The following is an 18,025-nucleotide window of genomic DNA, read 5'->3' on the forward strand; positions in this document are numbered from 1 at the left end:
CGGGTTATTTCTTTTTATTCATCAAATTGGCCAGGTCGGGCGGGATCGCGCCGCCGCCGAGGCCGGGAAGGCCGCCGGCGCCGCCGCCCATGCCGCCCATCCCGGGGATGCCGCCGCCGCGGCCGAGCAGCGCGCCGAGCCCCTTGAGCCCGCCCATCTTGCGGATCTTCTTCATCGCGGTGGACATTTCCTGGTGCATCTTGAGCAGCTTGTTCACCTGCTGAACACTCGTCCCCGATCCGTTCGCGATGCGGATCTTGCGCTTGGCGTTGATGATCGCCGGGGCCGCGCGCTCCTTGGGGGTCATCGACCCCATGATCGCATCGAAATGGATCAGCATCTTGTCGTCGGCGCCGCTCTGCGCCATCGCCGCCTGCGCCTTCTTGAGACCGGGGATCATCCCCGCGAGCGCGCCGATGCCGCCCATGCGGCGCATCTGATTGAGTTGGGTGCGAAGATCGTCGAGGTCGAACTGACCTTTGGCCATCTTCTTCGCCATCGCCTCGGCCTCTTCGGCCTGGATCGTCTCGGCGGCGCGCTCGACGAGGCTAACGACGTCGCCCATGCCGAGGATGCGGCCGGCGATACGCGACGGCTGGAAGAGTTCGAGTCCGTCGAGCTTTTCGCCCGTGCCCGCGAATTTGATCGGCTTGCCGGTGACCGCGCGCATCGACAGCGCGGCACCGCCGCGCGCATCGCCGTCCATGCGGGTCAGCACGACGCCGGTGAGCGGCACCTGCTCGGTGAAGCGCTGCGCGACCTGAACCGCGTCCTGGCCGGTCAGGCTGTCGACGACGAGCAGGGTTTCGGCGGGGTTCGCGGTGCGCGCCACCGCCTGCATCTCGTCCATCAGCTGCTGGTCGACGTGGAGGCGGCCTGCGGTGTCGAGCATGAGGACGTCATAGCCCTGCAGCTTCGCCGCCTGCATCGCACGGCTCGCGATTTCGGTGGGCTGCTGACCCGCAACGATCGGCAGGGTCGCGACGTCGATCTGCGTGCCAAGCACAGCAAGCTGTTCCTGCGCGGCGGGGCGATTGACGTCGAGCGACGCCATCAGCACCTTCTTGCGCTCCTTGTCCTTCAGCCGCTTGGCGATCTTCGCGGTCGTGGTCGTCTTACCCGAGCCTTGCAGGCCGACCATCATGATCACTGCGGGCGGGGTGACATTGAGGTCGAGCTCGGCGGCTTCGGAGCCGAGCATCTCGGTCAGCGCGTCGCTGACGATCTTGACCACCTGTTGCCCCGGCGTGACCGAACGCAGGACATTCCGGCCGATCGCCAGTTCGGTGACCTGATCGACGAAGCTGCGCACGACGGGCAGCGCGACGTCGGCTTCGAGCAGCGCGATTCGCACCTCGCGCATCGCGGCGCGCACGTCGGCCTCGGTCAGCGCACCGCGGCCGCGGAGCTTCCCGAAAACATCGCCAAGCCGAGTGCTCAGACTGTCGAACATGCGTCCTTTTACCCTTCTGACGACCCGCAACGCAAAAGACGCCGGTGAGCGAAACCTCGCCAACCAGCGGCTATCCGTGGACAGATTTTCCGTCGCGGATGTCTTGTGCGCCCCTCCGCATGATGCGGACGGACGCGGCGCCCTTACGCCAATGCGCGCGCAAAGGCAAGCGCGGGCCGCGGCGCACTTAACGCAAATTTCACCGCTTGCGGCGCAAACAGACCGCGACTGTGGGGAAATTCAATGACCGTCGAACCGGCTGTGCCGAAGGAATGGAATCGTAGCGAAGGCGCCAAGCGCGACGTCCTCGCAGGGGGAATCGTCGTCGCGGCGATCCTGCTGTTCGTGGGCACGGGCAGCAGCGTGATGCAATCGGTCGTGCGGACGATCGCCGGTTTCGGCGGCGGCACCGACCGCGTGCTCGCGACGATGCTGATCCTCAACATCGCGCTGATCCTGTTCGGCTGGCGCCGCTACGACGACCTCAACCGCGAGATTCGCGAGCGCACCGCAGCCGAAAAGCGCGCGCGCTACCTGGCCGATACCGACCCGCTGACCGGCTATCTCAACCGCCGCGCGCTGCTCGCGCAGGGCCAGGCGCTGATCGCACGCGCCGCGTCGGAGCATCGGCACGTCGCGCTCTTTCTGCTCGACCTCGACCATTTCAAGACCGTCAACGACATCCACGGCCATGTCGCGGGCGACCGCGTGCTGCAGATCGCCGCCGAGCGCATCTCCGCGATCCTGCCGCCGAGCGCGACCAAGGCACGCCTCGGCGGCGACGAATTCGTCGCGATGCTGGTGTTCGAACCCGCGGCACGCCCCGATATCGAGGCGCTGGCCGGCCAGCTCGTCACCGCGCTCGAGGAACCCGTGCCCTATGACGCGCGGCGCATCCGCATCGGCTGCTCGCTCGGCATCGCGCTCGCGACCGAGGCGAGCGCGACGATGGAGACGCTCGTCCGTCAGGCCGACATCGCCATGTATCATTGCAAGGACGAAGGGCGGAACCGCTATATCTGGTTCCAGACGGGCATGGAAATGGCGGTCCAGGTGCGCAACCAGATCGAAAACGGCATTCGCGAAGGCATGCCGCGCGGCGAGTTCATCCCCTATTTCGAGCCGCAGGTCGACATTGCGAGCGGGCGCCTGATCGGCTTCGAGATGCTGATGCGCTGGGACTCGCCCGAATATGGCATGATCCTGCCCGAACGCTTCATCCCCGTCGCCGAGGAAAGCGGGCTGATCGGCGAATTGTCGCTGCACGTCATCCGCGAGGCGATGGAAAGCGCGAAGGCATGGGACCCGGCGGTGTCGCTGGCGGTCAATATTTCGCCGCAGCAACTCAAAGACCCGTGGTTCAGCCAGAAGCTGACCAAGCTGCTCGTCGAAACCGGCTTTCCGGCGAGCCAGCTCGAGGTCGAGATCACCGAAAGCTCGCTGTTCGAAAATCTGCCGCTCGTTCGCTCGATCGTCACCAGCCTCAAGAATCAGGGCGTATCGCTCGCCCTCGACGATTTCGGCACGGGCTACAGCTCGCTCTCGCACCTGCGCGCGCTGCCCTTCGACCGCATCAAGATCGACCGCAGCTTCATCACCGCGATGCGCGGCAGCGCCGACGCGCAGGCGATCGTCGTCGCGATCATGCGCCTCGGCGAAAGCCTCGCCATGCCGATCACTGCCGAGGGGGTAGAGGACGAGGCGACCGCGATCGAGCTGACGCGGCTCGGCTGCACCAAGGGCCAGGGCTGGCACTATGGCCGCGCGATGTCGGCGGACGACACCGCGGCGATGCTCGCCGAGCGCGGGCTTCTGCGCGCGCCGATGCTGCCCGCGGGCGGCACGGAAGAACCGCTCCGCAAGACGGCATAGTTTCCCCTCCCTTCCAGGGAGAGGAGAATGAGAAGGCCGCACCCGCGTCGCTAGACTTCGCGCCCGCGCGCTCCTAAATGCGCGACACTATGGCGGATCGCTTCACCAAGATGCATGGCCTCGGCAACGACTTCGTCGTGATCGACGCGCGCGAAGACGCGGTCGAGATGACCGCGGCGCGCGCGCACGCGATCGCCGACCGGCGCCATGGCATCGGCTGCGACCAGCTGATCCTGCTCGAACCGTCCGAAAAGGCCGATGTGAAGATGCGCATCTTCAACGCCGACGGCGGCGAGGTCGAGGCGTGCGGCAATGCGACCCGCTGCGTCGCGACGCTGATCGGCAAGCCCGCGGTGATCGAGACGCTGGGCGGGATGCTGCGCGTCAGCCCCGCCGACGGCGGCGCCGAGGTGACCTTGGGCGAGCCCGCCTTCGACTGGGAGCAGATCCCGCTCGCGATGCCGATGGACACGCGCGACATGCCCGTCGCGTGGGACGAGCTCGAACATGGCGCGGCGGTCAATGTCGGCAATCCGCACATCATCTTCTTCGTCCCCGAAGCCGATGCGGTGGCGCTGACCGACCTCGGACCGCGGATCGAGACCGACCCGCTGTTCCCCGAGCGCGTCAACGTCAATGTCGCGAGCCTCGACGGCCCCGACCGGCTGCAATTGCGCGTCTGGGAGCGCGGCGTCGGGCTGACGCAGGCGTGCGGCACCGGCGCCTGCGCGACCGCGGTCGCCGCGATCCGTGCGGGGCTCGCAAAATCGCCGGTCACCATCTCGCTGCCCGGCGGCGACCTCGTCATTCGATGGCGCGATGGCGAGCCGATCGTGATGAGCGGCGCGGCGACGCGCGTGTTCGAGGGTGAGACCGACTGGGCGCGCTTCGGATGAGCGCTCGCGCCGGGGTCGAGGTCGTCAATTTCGGATGCCGGCTGAACATCGCCGAGGGCGAAGCCGTGCGCGCGGCGGCGATCGCGGCCGGCGCGGCGGACACGATCGTCTTCAACAGCTGCGCGGTGACCGACGAAGCGGTGCGGCAGGCGCGGCAGGCGGTGCGGCGGGCCTTGCGCGAACGGCCGGGCGCCGAAGTGGTAGTGACGGGGTGCGCCGCGGAACTCGAACGCAGCGCCTTCGAAGCGATGGGCGCGCGGGTGGTCGGAAACGACGCCAAGGGTCTGGCGGAGAGCTATCAGGCAAGCGTGTCCCCGCGCAGGCGGGGACCCATCTCCGGCCGGTTCGACATCGCACCGGCGGGTGATGGGCTCCCGCCTCCGCGGGAGCACACGGATTTATTCAAGGCCGTGGGTCCCTACGCCCCCGCCCTTTCGGGCGCCGACCATGCGCGCGCATTTCTGGGCGTCCAGACCGGCTGCTCGCACAGCTGCACCTTCTGCGCGACCGTGCTCGCGCGCGGCGCCGCGCGGTCGGCCACCGTCGAAGCGGTCGTCGAGGCCGCGCGGATTGCGCTCGACCGCGGACAGCGCGAGATCGTGCTCACCGGGGTCGATCTTGCGAGCTATGGCGATGACAGCGGCACCAGCCTCGCCGCGCTGGTCGAGGCGCTGCTCGCGCTGCCGGTCGAGCGGTTGCGCCTCTCGTCGCTCGACCCCGACCGGATCGACGATGCGCTGTTCGCGCTGCTCACCGGAGAAGCGCGGGTGATGCCGCACGTCCATCTGTCGCTGCAGGCGGGCGACGACATGATCCTGACGCGCATGAAACGGCGCCATCGCCGCACCGATGCGGTGCGGCTCGTCGAACGGCTGAAGGCCGCGCGCGGCGAGATTGCGATCGGCGCCGACCTGATCGCCGGATTTCCGACCGAGGATGACACCATGTTTGCCAATACGCTGGCGCTGATCGACGATGCCGACATCGTCTTTGGCCATATCTTTCCCTACAGCCCGCGCGCCGGCACCGCCGCCGCGCGGATGCCGCAGGTCGGCCGCGCGGCGGCGCGCGAACGCGCCGCGCGGCTGCGCGAGGCTAATGCCCGGCGCCGTCACCGCTGGATGGACGCGCAGCGCGGGCGCGAAACCGCGATGCTCGTCGAGCGCGACGGGCGGAGCGGTCATGCGGAGAATTTCGCGCCGCTGACCCTCGCGGCGCCCGCTGCGCCGAACAGCATCGTCCGCGTGCGGATCGACGCCCGCGACGACGACCGGATGCACGCGACGATGGTGGCGACGGGGATCGCGGCATGAGCGGCGCAAGCTGGAGCGAGCGGCTGTTCGGCGGCCTCCGCCGCACGTCGGAGCGCCTCGGCGAAAATCTGTCGGGCCTTACGGGCAAGTCGCGCCTCGACGACGAGGATCTCGACCGGATCGAAGAAGCGCTGATCACCGCCGACCTCGGCCCCGCGATGGCGGCGCGTATCCGCGAGCGGCTCGCGGCGCGGCGCGACGCGGTCGCGGGCAATGTCGAGGAACTGAGGAAAATCGTCGCCGACGAGATTGCCGCGGTGCTGCGCCCGGTCGCCGAACCGCTCGAAATCGACGCCTTTCCGCGTCCGCAGGTGATTTTGGTGATCGGCGTCAACGGATCGGGCAAGACAACCACCATCGCCAAGCTAGCGCATCTGTTCCAGGAACAGGATTATGGCGTGATGCTCGTCGCGGGCGACACGTTCCGCGCCGCCGCGATCGGGCAATTGAAGGTCTGGGCCGAACGGCTCGGGGTGCCGATCATGGCGGGGCCAGAGGGGGGCGACGCCGCGGGGATCGTCTTCGACGCGGTCAAACAGGCGACCGCGACGGGCATCGACGTGCTGATCGTCGACACCGCCGGGCGGCTTCAGAACAAGCGCGAGCTGATGGACGAACTCGCCAAGATCAAGCGCGTCCTCGGCCGCCTCAACCCCGCCGCGCCGCACGATGTCGTGCTCGTGCTCGACGCGACGACAGGGCAGAATGCACTGTCGCAGATCGACGTGTTCCGCGAGGTCGCGGGGGTCACCGGCCTGGTGATGACCAAGCTCGACGGCACCGCGCGCGGCGGCGTCCTCGTCGCCGCGGCCGAGCGCCACGGCCTTCCCATCCACGCGATCGGCATCGGCGAGACGTTGGGCGATTTGCGTCCCTTCGACGCCGACGAGATCGCCGGCATCATTGCAGGAAATATCCGATGAGCGAGCCGCTCGAACAGCTGCCGGGCGGCCCCGAGCCGATCCCCGCTCCGCCGCCCGCCAGGCATGGCTGGCTCAATTTCGCGATCGACTTCGGGCCTTTGCTCGTCTTTTTCCTGACCTATAAATTCACCTCCGGCGGCGAGGGCTCCTTCGCCGCGACCACCGGCGCGATCAAGGGCACCGTCGCCTTCATGGCCGCGATCGTCGTCGCGATGATCGTGTCGAAATGGAAGCTCGGCAAAATTTCGCCGATGCTGTGGATGTCGGGCATCCTCGTCCTCGGCTTCGGCGCGCTGACCGTATGGTTCCACGACGAGCGCTTCATCGTGATGAAGCCGACGATCATCTATGCCGCGTTCGCTGCCCTGCTGCTCGGCGGCTGGCTGATGAAGCGGCCGATGCTCAAATATCTGCTGCAATCGGCGCTCGAAGGCGTGACCGAAACGGGCTGGCTGACCCTGTCGCGCAATTGGGGGATCTTCTTCGCCGCGCTCGGCATCGCCAACCACATCATGTACGAGCTGATCGAGACGGGGCGGATGAGCTTCGATCTGTGGCTGACGATCAAGGTGTGGGGCGTCACCGCCCTCTCCTTCCTCTTCGCGCTGACCCAGCTTCCGGTGATGATGAGGAACGGGCTGGCGGCGACGGAAGAGAGCGACGGCTAATCTCCTCTCCCGCTTGCGGGAGGGGCAGCGAGACTTGCGAGCTTGCTCGCTAGTCGCAGCGGGGTGGGCCATTGCGACGTCGCTGCCCACCCCCGCCCCCTCCCGCAAGCGGGAGGGGAGATTTATTCCTCCACCGCTTGCCTGTGCATCCGGCCGTTGAGCACATAATGGGCGACGCCCGCCTGCATCCCCGCCGCCTGCGCGTCGTCGATCGCGCGGATACGCCGCGCGGGCGCCCCGGCCCATAGTTCGCGATCGGGAATCTCCTTATTCTCGGTGAGCAGTGCCCCCGCCGCGAGCATCGCGTCGCTGCCGATCCGGCACCCGTTCATCACCGTGGCTTTCAGGCCCACGAATGCGCGATCGGCGAGCGTGCAGCCATGCACCATCGCGAGATGGCCGATCAGCACATCTTCGCCGATGATCGTCGGAAAGCCCTCGGGCCGGTGCGGCATCGGTCCGTCGCAGTGGAGAATGCTGCCGTCCTGAATGTTCGAGCGCGCACCGATGCGGATGTGGCTGACGTCGGCGCGCAGCACGCAATTATACCAGATGCTGACGTCGGGGCCGATCTCGACGTCGCCGATGATCCGGCAACCCGGCGCGATGAACGCGCTGGGGTCGATGCGCGGCGCCTTGCCGTTCACCGCGATGATGCTGACGTCGTTGCGGGTCATTCGCGACCTCCGATCAGATGCTTCCACAAGAGGACCGGCAATGTCGAGGCATAGTCGTCGGTCCAGCGGTCGAAATGCGGCCGCCCTTCGAGCGGCACCCACGCGCCCGCGTCGCGCGCCTTGTCGCGCGGGCGGAGGGGTCCCGTCAATTGCGCAAGCCGTTCGGGGCTCGCCGCGAGCGCGACCCAGTTCGATCCGGTCAGATTGCCGTCCTCGCGCGGCGGCCCCGGGTCCATGCGGATCGCCGCCGCCCAGCCGCGCGCCCGCGCCTCTTCGGCGAGCACCGGCTCGAGGTCGAAGAAGCGGTTCGAGATATGGACGAGGAGCAGGCCGCCGGGCTTCAGCGCGCGCGCATAAATGCCCATCGCCTCTTCCGTCAGCAAATGCAGCGGGATCGCATCGGACGAAAAGGCGTCGATGACGAGGACGTCGAGCCGCCCCGGCGGCTGCTTTGCGATTTCGAGCCGCGCATCGCCAAGGATGATCGGCGTATCGGGGGCGCAGTGCGAGAGGAAGGTGAATTTGGCGGGATCGCGCGCGATCGCGACCATCGCGGGGTCGATCTCGAAGATCGTCCAGTGCTGACCCGGCTTGCGATAGCAGGAGAGCGTGCCCGCCCCCAGCCCGACGATGCCGACCGCCGCTTCGGCGGGCGCGCGATCGAGCGCGAGGCCGACCCCCGAATCATGCCCGTAATAGGTCGTCGGGTCATATTCGTGCCCCGCGTCGGTGCGCTGCAACCCATGCAAGGTCGTCCCGTGCGCGAGCCGGCGCTGGTGGCGATAGGGATCGTCGGTGACGGTATAGATGCCGAAATAGCTGCGCACGCGCATGTCGGTGAAGCTTTCCTGCACCGTGCTCCAGCCGCCGACGCCGAGCATCAGCATCGCGAGAACCGCGACATAGGCCCAGCGCCAGCCAATGACGAACAGGCCGATGACGAAGAGCACGGCGCTCCACCCGATCGCAGCGCCTTCGTATCGGCCGGTCCAGTCGCCGACCATGCGCCAGGCGGCGATGGCGGCCACCGCAACAAGCAGCACGACGGCCACATTCGCAGTTCTCGGCGCGAGTCCAAAGGCGCTGTCCCACGGGATCAGCCTGGGGAGCGGCAGCAGCAGGGCGGCAGCGAGAACGAGGATCGGATGTTCATAGACCCAGTCGAACAACAGGGGCGCGGCAAGCGCCGCGAACAGGCCGCCAAGCACGCCGCCCGCGGACATGACGAGATAGAAGAGCGTCAGGTGCCGCGGCGCGGGACGGAGATGATAGAGATAGCCGTGCAGCGCCACGGCGACGACGAACAGCATCGCGAGGCTGGCGAAGGCCACCATCATCGAGCCGCCCCCCGAACTGAGCAGGGCAAGCCCGCCGACCCCGAGCAGCACCGCGGGCGCAACGACCGTGAAGGTCATCGTCAGCCGCGTCAGCGTCGAAAAGGCGATGACGAAGCTCAATAGATAGAGGCCGAGCGGCAGCACCCACAGCAGCGGCATCGCCACAATGTCGGTGGTCAGGTGCGTCGTCGTCGACAGCATCAGCCCCGACGGCACCGCCGCGATCAGCAGCCAGTGGAGCCGGCGTGCCAGCGTCGGGCGCGGCGCATCGGCCTCGGCGGCCTTGGGCGTCGCCGCCGCGCCGCGCCAGCGCGCCGCCGCGCTCGCCGCGACGAGAAGCACGAGCAGCGCATAGCCGGCGGTCCAGCCCCAGCTCTGCGCCGCGAGCGGCATCGACGGCTCGACGAGCGCCGGATAGCTGATCAGCCCCGCGAAGCTGCCGAGGTTCGATGCGGCGTAGAGATAATAGGGATCGCCCGCGGAGGCGTCGGCGGCGAACCAGCGCTGCATCAGCGGCGCCTGCGCCGAGACCGCGAAAAAGACCGGGCCGATCGACGCGGTGAGGAGCAGCGGCACCCACAGCGCCTCCTGCCCCGGCGCCGGCGGGGCGAGCTGCGCAATGCCGATGGGCAACCACAGGGCGGCAAACAGCAGCAGCGCGAGATGGATCGCCGCCTGCCGCCGCACCGCGAAGCGCGCGAGCCAATGCGCATAGGCATAGCCGCCGAGCAGCAGCGCCTGATAGACGAGCATCGCGCTGTTCCACACCATCGGCGCGCCGCCGAGCCGCGGCAGCACCATCCGCGCGACCATCGGCTGGACGAGGAACAACAGGAAGCTGCCGACGAGGATCGTCAGCACGAACAGCCAGCGGCGCGGCGATGCGGCGGCGGTCATGCGCGCGCGCGCCAAACGTCGCGCGTCATACGCCACACGGTGGTCGGATTATCTTCGGGCGGATAATCGGGGTCGGTATAGTCGAGCGCCGGCAGGCGGTCGAAGCCCAGCCGCACCATCATTCGCGTCGAACCAACATTTGAGTCGCTGGTCTGCGCAAAGATGATCGGGAAACGAGCGGCACCGAAACCGTAGCTCAGCACCGCGCGCGCCGCTTCCGTCGCATAGCCCTGACCCCAGAACCGTTCGGCGAGCGTCCAGCCGATCTCGTTCGAGCCGCGCAGACCATCAGGCGCGGCACCGCTGCGCACATGAAAAAGACCGCAGCGACCTATGCGGCGTTCATCGTCGCGCCGCCATATTGTCCAGCGCCGCCATCCTTTCGGCTCGGCAAAAGCGGCGATATCGGCAGCAAGACCGTCGGCAACCTCGGCATCGTTACGCGCTCCACCAAGGTGGCGCATCACCGCTTCGCTGTTCATCTCCTCGCGGAGCCATGGCAGGTCATCCGACGCCGGAGGACGCAGCACCAGCCGTTCAGTCTCGATCATGCGCCGAGCAGGCGCGCCGCGTGGAGCGCGTGATAGCTGAGCACCCCCGACGCGCCCGCGCGGCGGAAGGCGAGCAGCGTTTCGAGCACCAGCGCGTCGCGTTCGCCCGCGCCCGCCGCGGCGGCGGCCTCGATCATCGCATATTCGCCCGACACCTGATAGGCATAGACCGGCACCGCAAAGGCCTGTTTCACCGCGCGCACGACGTCGAGATAGGGGAGGCCCGGCTTGACCATCACGCTGTCGGCGCCCTCGGCGAGATCCATTTCGACCTCGCGCAGCGCCTCCTCGACGTTCGCCGGGTCCATCTGATAGGTCGTCTTGTCGCCTTTCAGCAGCCCGCGCGAGCCCACCGCGTCGCGGAACGGGCCATAGAAGGCCGAGGCATATTTGGCGGCATAGCTCATGATCTGGACGTGGCCGAAGCCTTCGAGTTCGAGCGCTTCGCGGATCGCGCCGACGCGGCCGTCCATCATGTCCGACGGCGCGATGATGTCGGCGCCGGCGCGCGCCTGGTTCAGCGCCTGCCCGACCAATATCTCGACCGTCTCGTCGTTGAGGACATAGCCCGCATCGTCGACCAGCCCGTCCTGCCCGTGGCTGGTATAGGGATCGAGCGCGACGTCGGTGAGGATGCCGATATCGTCGCCGCACGCATGTTTGATTGCGGCGGTCGCGCGGCACATCAGATTGCCGGGGTTGAGCGCTTCGGCGCCGTCGTCGCTGCGCCGCTCGGCCTGCGTATAGGGGAAGAGCGCGAGGCAGGGGATGCCGGCAGCGACCGCTTCTTTCGCACGCTGGACCAGCCGATCGACCGACCAGCGCGACACGCCGGGCAGGCTCGCGATCGGCTCTTCGGCGTCCGTGCCGTCGCATACGAAGAGCGGCCAGATCAGGTTCGCCGGGGTCAGACGATGCTCGCGCACCATCGCGCGGCTCCAGCCGGTGCGGCGGGTGCGGCGCAGGCGCGTGTCGGGAAAGGGGGCGTGAGTCATGGCGCGTGCATAGCCGCGCTTGAGCGCGGGGGAAACGGATATTGGCGTGCAATTGGCCCCTCCCCTTCAGGGGAGGGGTTGGGGTGGGGCCATCGGCCTTGCACAAGGTCCCGAAGCCCCACCCCGCTCGACTAAGGCTCGGCTTGCGCCGAACCAAGTCTCGCTGCCCCTCCCCTGAAGGGGAGGGGTGGAACGACATCAGATCCCGTCGCCGGCCCGCTTCGCCGCCACGTCGGCGAGCGTGCCGAGCTTCGGTCCCTCCACCGGCTTCGGCGCGATCGGGGTCAGCGCGGCGCCGGGTTCGATCGCGGTCAGCTCGCGGATGCGCGCGCGGAAGGCGGCGAGTTCCTTGCCCTCGAGCTGCGCCCGGGTGACGAAGCTGACCGACATCGGGTTCACCGCATGGCCGTTGCGATAGACTTCGAAATGCAGGTGCGGGCCGGTCGAAAGCCCGCTCGAACCGATATAGCCGAGAATCTGGCCGCGGCGGACATGCTGGCCCGCGCGCACCGCGATGCGGCTCATATGGCCATAGCCGGTGCCGAGCCCGCCGCCGTGATTGAGCTTCACATAATTGCCGAAGCCGCCCGTGCGACCCGCGACGGTCACCCTGCCGTCGGTCACCGCATAGATCGGCGCGCCATAGCCGCCGCCGAAATCGACCCCCGAATGCATACGCCGATAGCCGAGGATCGGGTGGCGGCGCATCCCGTAGCCCGAGGTGATGCGCCCGCGCGTCGGGCGCACCATCCCGCCCGTCTGCTGCCCGACGCCCGAGGCCTCGAACCATTGGCTGCGGCCGTCCTTTTGCCATTCGAGCATCGAGAGCTTGGGTTTTCCGCCGCGGATCAGCCCGGCATAGAGCAGCTTGCCCGTCTCGGTTTCGCCGGTCTCGGCGCGGCGATAATCGACGATGATGTCATATTCGTCCGACGCGCGAATGCCCGACACCGGCATCTGCCTGCCGATCACGCGCAGCCAGGACTGGATCGCCTGCGGCGGCGCCCCGGCGGCGCGCGCCGAGCGATAGAGGCCGGCGCCGACCTTGCCGCGGATGCGCAGCGGCGTGTCGTCGACGGTGATCGGGATGCGGCGCATGACGAGACGCCCGCCGACGCGCTCCATCTCGATCCGGAGGTCGAGCCTCGCGCGCATCGCGAGTGCATCGACCGGGCGCGGCATCGTGCGCGCAGCCCTCCGGCCGAGGACGAGGTCGATGCGCGTGCCCGGCGCGATGTCGGCGAGCGGCACCGCGGTCGACACTTGCCCGGCAAGCGCCTGCGCCTCGGCCCGCCCGACCCCCGAGCGTTCGAGCAGGCGCGCAAAGCTGTCGCCGTTGCCGAGCGTCGCGGTGAGTTCGATCTGCGGCCGTTCGGGCGCGTGCGCGAGCGGGCGCACCGCATCGGTCGCCGCCATGTGGCGTCCCGTGTCGGCGCCGAGCGCCAGCGGCATGATCATCTGCGCGCGCGCCTCGTCGAAATCGGCGGTGTCGAGCGCCGGCGCGCCGCCCGCGACGAGCGGCCGAACCCCCGGGAAGGTCGCGATCGCGCTGCCGCACAGCAGGGTCAGCGTCGCCAGCCCGCGCCACCATTCGGCCGAGCCGATATTGCTGCCGAGGTCGGGAACGAGGTCGAGCTCGGTGAGCCGGTCGCGCAGTCTTTCGTGCCACGCAAGCCCGCCCTGCGCCCGCTGGAGCGGGATCGCCTGCGACATCGCGAGGGCGGCGGCATTGCCGGACATCCCCGCGACGGGTTCGTGACGCTGGAACAAGTTGCAACCCCCGCCCGGCGCCCTCCCATCCTCGAATATCAGCCGGGCGCCGATCCAAATTTCCGTGCGCGTTTTTCTGTAAACAAAGGCCGTTAAAGTCAATTTAACGGGAGAGTCGCGGCGCGTCGCTGCGATGAAGCGTGGCCCGCGCGGGATATGGCGAGTCGCACCGATTCAGGTGCACCGCGCCCGAAAGTGCCGGACCCGCGATTATCGCTGTTGCGCCGCAACGCGGCTCATGCCAGCATCACCGCAAAGACGATGCCTTCTCCCGCCACCTCCCCGGTCAAGGCCGTCCTTGGCCCAACCAACACCGGCAAAACCCATTTGGCGGTCGAGCGCCTGACGGCGCATGCGAGCGGCATGATGGGCTTTCCGCTGCGCCTGCTCGCGCGCGAGGTCTATGACCGCGTCGTGCGGATCAAGGGGCCGGGCGAGGTCGCGCTGGTCACCGGCGAGGAACGAATCATGCCGCCGGGCGCGCGCTATCTGCTCGGGACGATGGAGGCGCTGCCGGTGGAGCGCGACGTCGCCTTCGTCGGCATCGACGAAGCGCAGCTCGGTGCCGACCCCGAACGCGGCCATGTCTTCACCGACCGGATGCTGCGCGCGCGCGGGCGCGAGGAGACGATGATCCTCGGCTCGGCGAGCATCACCGGCCTTGTCCGCGATCTGGTGCCCGAGGCCGAGATCGTCACCCGCCCGCGCTTTTCGACCTTGAGCTATGCCGGCCCGATGAAGCTGTCGCGGCTCCCCAAGCGCTCGGCGATCGTCGCTTTCTCGGCCGAGGAGGTCTATGCGATCGCCGAGATGCTGCGCCGTTTCGCTGGCGGCGCGGCGGTCGTCATGGGCGCGCTCAGCCCCAGGACCCGCAATTCGCAGGTCGCGATGTTCGAGGCGGGCGAGGTCGATTATCTCGTCGCGACCGACGCGATCGGCATGGGGCTGAACCTCGACGTCACCCACGTTGCCTTCGCCAGCCTGCAAAAGTTCGACGGCCGCCGCCTGCGCCGGCTGACCATCGCCGAAATGGCGCAGATCGCGGGCCGCGCAGGACGGCACCAGCAGGACGGCAGCTTCGGGACGATCGGCCAGCCGCAGGGCGGCATGACGCCTGAGGAAATCATGGCGATCGAGGAGCATCGCTTTCCGCCGCTCGCCAGCCTCTTCTGGCGCAACCCGCTGCCGCGCTTCACCTCGCTCGACCGGCTGATCGGTGATCTGGGACAGATGCCTGCGCATCCGTCGCTGCGCGCGGCGCCCGAGGCGGTCGACCTTGCCGTGCTCAGGCATCTGGCGGGCGACATCGAGGTCGCGGCGCGCGGGCGCGACTCAGAAGCGGTCGAACGGCTGTGGGACGTCTGCGGCCTCCCCGATTTCGAACAATTGGGCGCCGAACATCACAGCCGCACGGTTTTGAAGCTGTGGCAGTGGCGCACCAGCGGCAGCGGCACGATCGACGCCGAATGGTTCGCGCGCCGCCTCGCGCGGCTCGACGACACCGACGGCGACATCGACCAGCTCGCGAGCCGCATCGCCGCGGTCCGCACCCTCTGCTTCATCGCCCAGCGCGGCGACTGGATCGCCGACGCAGCGGGCTGGACCGAGCAGACGCAGGCGCTCGAATCGCGCCTGTCCGACGCGCTCCACGCCGCGCTCGCGCAGCGTTTCGTCGACCGGCGGCTCGCGCTGTTGATCCGCGACGCGGGCCAGCGGAACGCCGCGCTGCCGGTCGCGGTCGGCCACGACGGCACCGTCGCGGTCGATGGCGAGGCGATCGGCACGCTGACCGGCTTTCAGTTCAAGGTCGATGCCACGGCGCGCGCGAGCGACCACCGGTTGCTGCTCGCGGCGGCCGAGAAGCATCTGCGCGGCGAACTCGCGCGGCGCGCGACCGCGCTCGCCGAAGGCGACGGCAGCGCGCTCGCGCTGGTCGCCGAAGCCGGCGCGCCGCCGCGGCTCGCGTGGAACGGCACGGTCGTCGCGGCGCTCGCCAAGGGCACGACGCTGATCCAGCCGTCGATTCAGCTCGAACCCGCGCTGCGCCGGCTCGACCCGCCGCAGGTGCAGGCGATCGCCGAGCGCCTCCAGCGCTTCGTCGCCGAACAGCTCGCCCGCCACGCCCGCCCGCTCGCGACGATGGGCGAGGCCGCGGGCGACCTGTTCACGCCGCCGCGCGTGCGCGCGCTGCTCGCCGCGATGACCGACGGCGGCGGGCTGATCGAGCGCGCCGCGGTCGACGACCAGCTCGCGGCGATGAGCGCCGAAGAGCGGCCGCAGCTGCGCAAGCTGGGGCTCACCATCGGCACGCTCGACATCTTCCACCCGCAACTGCTCAAGCCCGAAGCGGTGCGCTGGCGCGCGGCGCTGCTCGCGGCGCAACAGGGCGGCAGCATCCCGCCGCTGCCGCCGCACGGCGCGGTCCTGCAGAAGGACGGCGATGCGACGGGGCTTGCCGTCGCGGGATTCCGCCGCTGCGCGAGCGGGTGGCTGCGCATCGACATGGCCGAAAAACTCGCGCGTCAGGCGCACGCCGCGCGGATGCAGGCCGCGGCGCCGCCGACCGCGCCCGTCGCGAGCGGCGACCCGCACGACGCGCATCACGACGAGGCGGGCGGCGATCCGCACGCGCCCGAACCGCCGGGCTTTGCGATCGACCCCGCGCTCGCCACCTCGCTCGGCCTCGACGAAACGGCGCGGCGCGCGCTGCTCGCGAGCTTCGGCTTTCGCGCGGTCGGCGACCCGGCGCTCGAACGCTGGCGCTGGTCGGGGCGCAAGCGCGCCGAGACGCGCAAGCGGGCGAAGCGCGGGCGCAAGGACGCGCGCGAGCGGGGGCCGCACCCGAACGACGCGCCTTCCCCCCGCGCCAAGCCCGCCAAGGCCGCGCGGCCGAAAAAGGCGAAAGGCGGCGGCAAGCCCGTCCACGACGGCCCGCGCCCGCCGCGCGGCGACCGCGCTCCGCGCCGCGGCCCCTCGCCGCACAGCCCCTTCGCCGGCCTCGCCGCCCTGCTCGCCGAAGCGCGCGAGGATTGATGGCCAGTCCCGGCGCGGCAGGCAGCATCCGGCTCGACAAGCTGCTCTGGTATCTGCGCTTCGCCCGATCGCGCAGCATCGCGCAGGCGATGGTCGCCGCGGGGCACATCCGCCTCGACGGGCGCCGCGTGACCCGCGCGTCGTGCGCGGTCCACCCCGGCGCAACGCTGGTCCTGCCGCTCGGCGAGCGGATCGAGGTGGTGCGCCTGCTCTCGCTCCCCGGCCGCCGCGGCCCGGCAAGCGAGGCGCAGGCGCATTATGAAAGGCTCGATGCTGCGGCCCCGCCCGCCGCGAGCTGAACTTTCGGCGCGCAAGAAAAAGCTGTCGCCACTCTCCGCGCCGCAGGGCCTATGGAGTGAGAGTGATTCGCAACTGCCGCAAGAGTCTGCCTGATGGATATTTGCGCACTGTGATTGCCGCAGGAAGCGTCCCGGCAAGGAGCGTTGCGCAGGCCGGGCTGGTGGCCCGGACCAGCAACGCGACGCCGTCCGGGGCGCTTCCTGCGGCAACCCCAAGGGGCGGGCCGCTTTTGGCCGATCGCCGCGTCCTTCGTCGGTCCCTATGCTTCGGCATGGCTCCCTCCTCACTCCTCGCGCTCGGCCAAAATCGGCTCCGTCACAGCGCGCAAATATCCATCAGGCAGACTCTAAGCGTTGACGCGCCGCCGCCGGGCGGCATAGGAGGCTGGGAATCGCATGGAAGGGCGGCGGCGAGGCCGCCGACAGATGGAGCCGATACCCATGACCTATGTCGTCACCGACGCCTGCATCCGCTGCAAATATATGGACTGCGTCGAGGTCTGCCCGGTCGATTGCTTCTATGAGGGCGAGAATATGCTCGTCATCAATCCGAACGAATGCATCGACTGCGGCGTGTGCGAACCCGAATGCCCGGCCGAGGCGATCCTGCCCGACACCGAGAGCGGGCTCGAAAAGTGGCTCGAGGTCAACACCAAGTTCAGCGCCGAATGGCCGAACATCACGACCAAGAAGGACAGCCCCGCCGACGCCGACGAATATAAGGGCGTCGAAGGCAAGTTCGAGAAATTCTTCTCGCCCGAACCCGGCGAGGGCGACTGAGTCGGCAAGCCAAGGGCGGTCGATCGGGGCGGGGTCATTCCCGCCCTTTCCTTTTGGCCGGATGACGAAGGTCGGCAAGCGACCGGTTTGCCATCCATAACCCGTTCGCACCGAGCGAACGGGAAAAGGAAGATGTCGGCTAACGACCGATTGCTGCCCTGTTGATCATCGTCACCCCGGACTTGATCCGGGTGTGGATTCACATTTGAAGTGCAACGGTATGAAGACTTCGGCTGGGGTTTGGAAGCCGAGGCATTTTCTGGGAGTATTGTTGTAGATTGCGATGATGGCGTCGAAGGCGTTGGGGGGCAAGTCGTCGAGGCTGGTTTTTCGGGGGAGGTATCGACGGAGGCGACCGATGGCGTTTTCGATGCCGCCTTTCTGCCATGGGGCGTGCGGATCGCAGAAGAAGGCCTGGATAGCGAGTTGCCTTTCGATGCGGTGATGGCGGGTAAATTCGGTGCCATTGTCGAAGGTGATCGACCGTCGCAGCGACGCGGGCATTGGCTGGAGCAACTGGACGATGGCGTCGGCGACGGGATCGGCCTTGAGGCTGTTTTG

Annotated in this window: 15 protein-coding genes; 8 read left to right on the forward strand and 7 right to left on the reverse strand. The window is 68.6% G+C overall.

Annotated elements, in window-relative coordinates:
- Nucleotides 1–4 precede the first annotated feature (4 nt).
- Nucleotides 5–1,453 carry a signal recognition particle protein gene (gene ffh, locus CHB69_RS07100; protein WP_089215287.1) on the reverse strand — a complete coding sequence of 483 codons (1,449 nt, stop codon included), beginning with the start codon at nt 1,451–1,453 and terminating at the stop codon, nt 5–7.
- A gap of 243 nt (nt 1,454–1,696) precedes the next feature.
- On the opposite strand from ffh, the gene CHB69_RS07105 reads away from it, so the two are divergent.
- The 5 genes from CHB69_RS07105 (at nt 1,697) to CHB69_RS07125 (ending at nt 7,125) form a co-directional block, all read left to right on the forward strand.
- Nucleotides 1,697–3,325, forward strand: coding sequence for a putative bifunctional diguanylate cyclase/phosphodiesterase (locus CHB69_RS07105; RefSeq protein ID WP_089215288.1), 1,629 nt, complete (start codon nt 1,697–1,699; stop codon nt 3,323–3,325).
- An 89-nt stretch (nt 3,326–3,414) separates the two neighbouring features.
- Nucleotides 3,415–4,221, forward strand: a complete 807-nt coding sequence (dapF, locus tag CHB69_RS07110) for a diaminopimelate epimerase (RefSeq protein WP_089215289.1) — start codon at nt 3,415–3,417, stop codon at nt 4,219–4,221.
- Nucleotides 4,218–5,534, forward strand: coding sequence for a MiaB/RimO family radical SAM methylthiotransferase (locus tag CHB69_RS07115; RefSeq protein WP_089215290.1), 1,317 nt, complete (start codon nt 4,218–4,220; stop codon nt 5,532–5,534). The genes dapF and CHB69_RS07115 overlap by 4 nt, the downstream gene beginning before the upstream one ends.
- A complete protein-coding gene (gene ftsY / locus CHB69_RS07120) occupies nt 5,531–6,457 on the forward strand; it encodes a signal recognition particle-docking protein FtsY (RefSeq protein WP_089215291.1) in 927 nt (308 codons plus the stop codon). Before CHB69_RS07115 ends, ftsY begins: the two co-directional genes overlap by 4 nt.
- Complete coding sequence (locus tag CHB69_RS07125) at nt 6,454–7,125, forward strand: inner membrane-spanning protein YciB (RefSeq protein ID WP_089215292.1); 672 nt, start codon at nt 6,454–6,456, stop codon at nt 7,123–7,125. The genes ftsY and CHB69_RS07125 overlap by 4 nt, the downstream gene beginning before the upstream one ends.
- A gap of 122 nt (nt 7,126–7,247) precedes the next feature.
- On the opposite strand, the gene CHB69_RS07130 is transcribed toward CHB69_RS07125, so the two are convergent.
- The 5 genes from CHB69_RS07130 to CHB69_RS07150 all read right to left on the reverse strand — a co-directional run bounded on the left by CHB69_RS07130 (nt 7,248) and on the right by CHB69_RS07150 (nt 13,322).
- Nucleotides 7,248–7,802: a gamma carbonic anhydrase family protein gene (locus CHB69_RS07130; protein WP_089215293.1), complete on the reverse strand. Its 555-nt coding sequence runs from the start codon at nt 7,800–7,802 to the stop codon at nt 7,248–7,250.
- Nucleotides 7,799–10,036: a spermidine synthase gene (locus CHB69_RS07135; RefSeq protein ID WP_089215326.1), complete on the reverse strand. Its 2,238-nt coding sequence runs from the start codon at nt 10,034–10,036 to the stop codon at nt 7,799–7,801. The genes CHB69_RS07130 and CHB69_RS07135 overlap by 4 nt, the downstream gene beginning before the upstream one ends.
- Nucleotides 10,033–10,587 (reverse strand): GNAT family N-acetyltransferase, encoded by a 555-nt coding sequence (locus tag CHB69_RS07140; RefSeq protein ID WP_089215294.1) that lies wholly within the window; start codon nt 10,585–10,587, stop codon nt 10,033–10,035. The genes CHB69_RS07135 and CHB69_RS07140 overlap by 4 nt, the downstream gene beginning before the upstream one ends.
- Complete coding sequence (gene hemB / locus CHB69_RS07145; RefSeq protein ID WP_089215295.1) at nt 10,584–11,582, reverse strand: porphobilinogen synthase; 999 nt, start codon at nt 11,580–11,582, stop codon at nt 10,584–10,586. Before hemB ends, CHB69_RS07140 begins: the two co-directional genes overlap by 4 nt.
- 198 nt (nt 11,583–11,780) lie before the next feature.
- Nucleotides 11,781–13,322 (reverse strand): M23 family metallopeptidase, encoded by a 1,542-nt coding sequence (locus CHB69_RS07150; RefSeq protein WP_089215296.1) that lies wholly within the window; start codon nt 13,320–13,322, stop codon nt 11,781–11,783.
- Nucleotides 13,323–13,613: 291 nt separating this feature from the next.
- Between CHB69_RS07150 and CHB69_RS07155 the strand changes: the two genes are divergently transcribed.
- The 3 genes from CHB69_RS07155 to fdxA all read left to right on the forward strand — a co-directional run bounded on the left by CHB69_RS07155 (nt 13,614) and on the right by fdxA (nt 17,464).
- Nucleotides 13,614–16,385, forward strand: a complete 2,772-nt coding sequence (locus CHB69_RS07155; RefSeq protein ID WP_089215327.1) for a helicase-related protein — start codon at nt 13,614–13,616, stop codon at nt 16,383–16,385.
- On the forward strand, nt 16,385–16,684 hold the full coding sequence (locus tag CHB69_RS07160; RefSeq protein ID WP_089215297.1) for an RNA-binding S4 domain-containing protein: 300 nt from the start codon (nt 16,385–16,387) through the stop codon (nt 16,682–16,684). Before CHB69_RS07155 ends, CHB69_RS07160 begins: the two co-directional genes overlap by 1 nt.
- A gap of 441 nt (nt 16,685–17,125) precedes the next feature.
- Nucleotides 17,126–17,464: a ferredoxin FdxA gene (fdxA, locus tag CHB69_RS07170; protein ID WP_089215328.1), complete on the forward strand. Its 339-nt coding sequence runs from the start codon at nt 17,126–17,128 to the stop codon at nt 17,462–17,464.
- 171 nt (nt 17,465–17,635) lie between these two features.
- Here fdxA and CHB69_RS20750 read toward each other — a convergent pair.
- The coding region (locus CHB69_RS20750; RefSeq protein ID WP_141133923.1) for an IS30 family transposase at nt 17,636–18,025 on the reverse strand (390 nt) is incomplete at its 5' end.

Origin of the sequence: Sphingopyxis indica, from assembly GCF_900188185.1 — a bacterium.
Lineage (GTDB): Bacteria > Pseudomonadota > Alphaproteobacteria > Sphingomonadales > Sphingomonadaceae > Sphingopyxis > Sphingopyxis indica.

Excerpts from the sequence above, each read along its gene's own strand:
- ffh (WP_089215287.1), bottom strand. The coding sequence starts at position 1,453 with ATGTTCGACAGTCTGAGCACTCGGCTTGGCGATGTTTTCGGGAAGCTC.
- CHB69_RS07105 (WP_089215288.1), top strand. The coding sequence starts at position 1,697 with ATGACCGTCGAACCGGCTGTGCCGAAGGAATGGAATCGTAGCGAAGGC.
- dapF (WP_089215289.1), top strand. The coding sequence starts at position 3,415 with ATGGCGGATCGCTTCACCAAGATGCATGGCCTCGGCAACGACTTCGTC.
- CHB69_RS07115 (WP_089215290.1), top strand. The coding sequence starts at position 4,218 with ATGAGCGCTCGCGCCGGGGTCGAGGTCGTCAATTTCGGATGCCGGCTG.
- ftsY (WP_089215291.1), top strand. The coding sequence starts at position 5,531 with ATGAGCGGCGCAAGCTGGAGCGAGCGGCTGTTCGGCGGCCTCCGCCGC.
- CHB69_RS07125 (WP_089215292.1), top strand. The coding sequence starts at position 6,454 with ATGAGCGAGCCGCTCGAACAGCTGCCGGGCGGCCCCGAGCCGATCCCC.
- CHB69_RS07130 (WP_089215293.1), bottom strand. The coding sequence starts at position 7,802 with ATGACCCGCAACGACGTCAGCATCATCGCGGTGAACGGCAAGGCGCCG.
- CHB69_RS07135 (WP_089215326.1), bottom strand. The coding sequence starts at position 10,036 with ATGACCGCCGCCGCATCGCCGCGCCGCTGGCTGTTCGTGCTGACGATC.
- CHB69_RS07140 (WP_089215294.1), bottom strand. The coding sequence starts at position 10,587 with ATGATCGAGACTGAACGGCTGGTGCTGCGTCCTCCGGCGTCGGATGAC.
- hemB (WP_089215295.1), bottom strand. The coding sequence starts at position 11,582 with ATGACTCACGCCCCCTTTCCCGACACGCGCCTGCGCCGCACCCGCCGC.
- CHB69_RS07150 (WP_089215296.1), bottom strand. The coding sequence starts at position 13,322 with ATGTCCGGCAATGCCGCCGCCCTCGCGATGTCGCAGGCGATCCCGCTC.
- CHB69_RS07155 (WP_089215327.1), top strand. The coding sequence starts at position 13,614 with ATGCCTTCTCCCGCCACCTCCCCGGTCAAGGCCGTCCTTGGCCCAACC.
- CHB69_RS07160 (WP_089215297.1), top strand. The coding sequence starts at position 16,385 with ATGGCCAGTCCCGGCGCGGCAGGCAGCATCCGGCTCGACAAGCTGCTC.
- fdxA (WP_089215328.1), top strand. The coding sequence starts at position 17,126 with ATGACCTATGTCGTCACCGACGCCTGCATCCGCTGCAAATATATGGAC.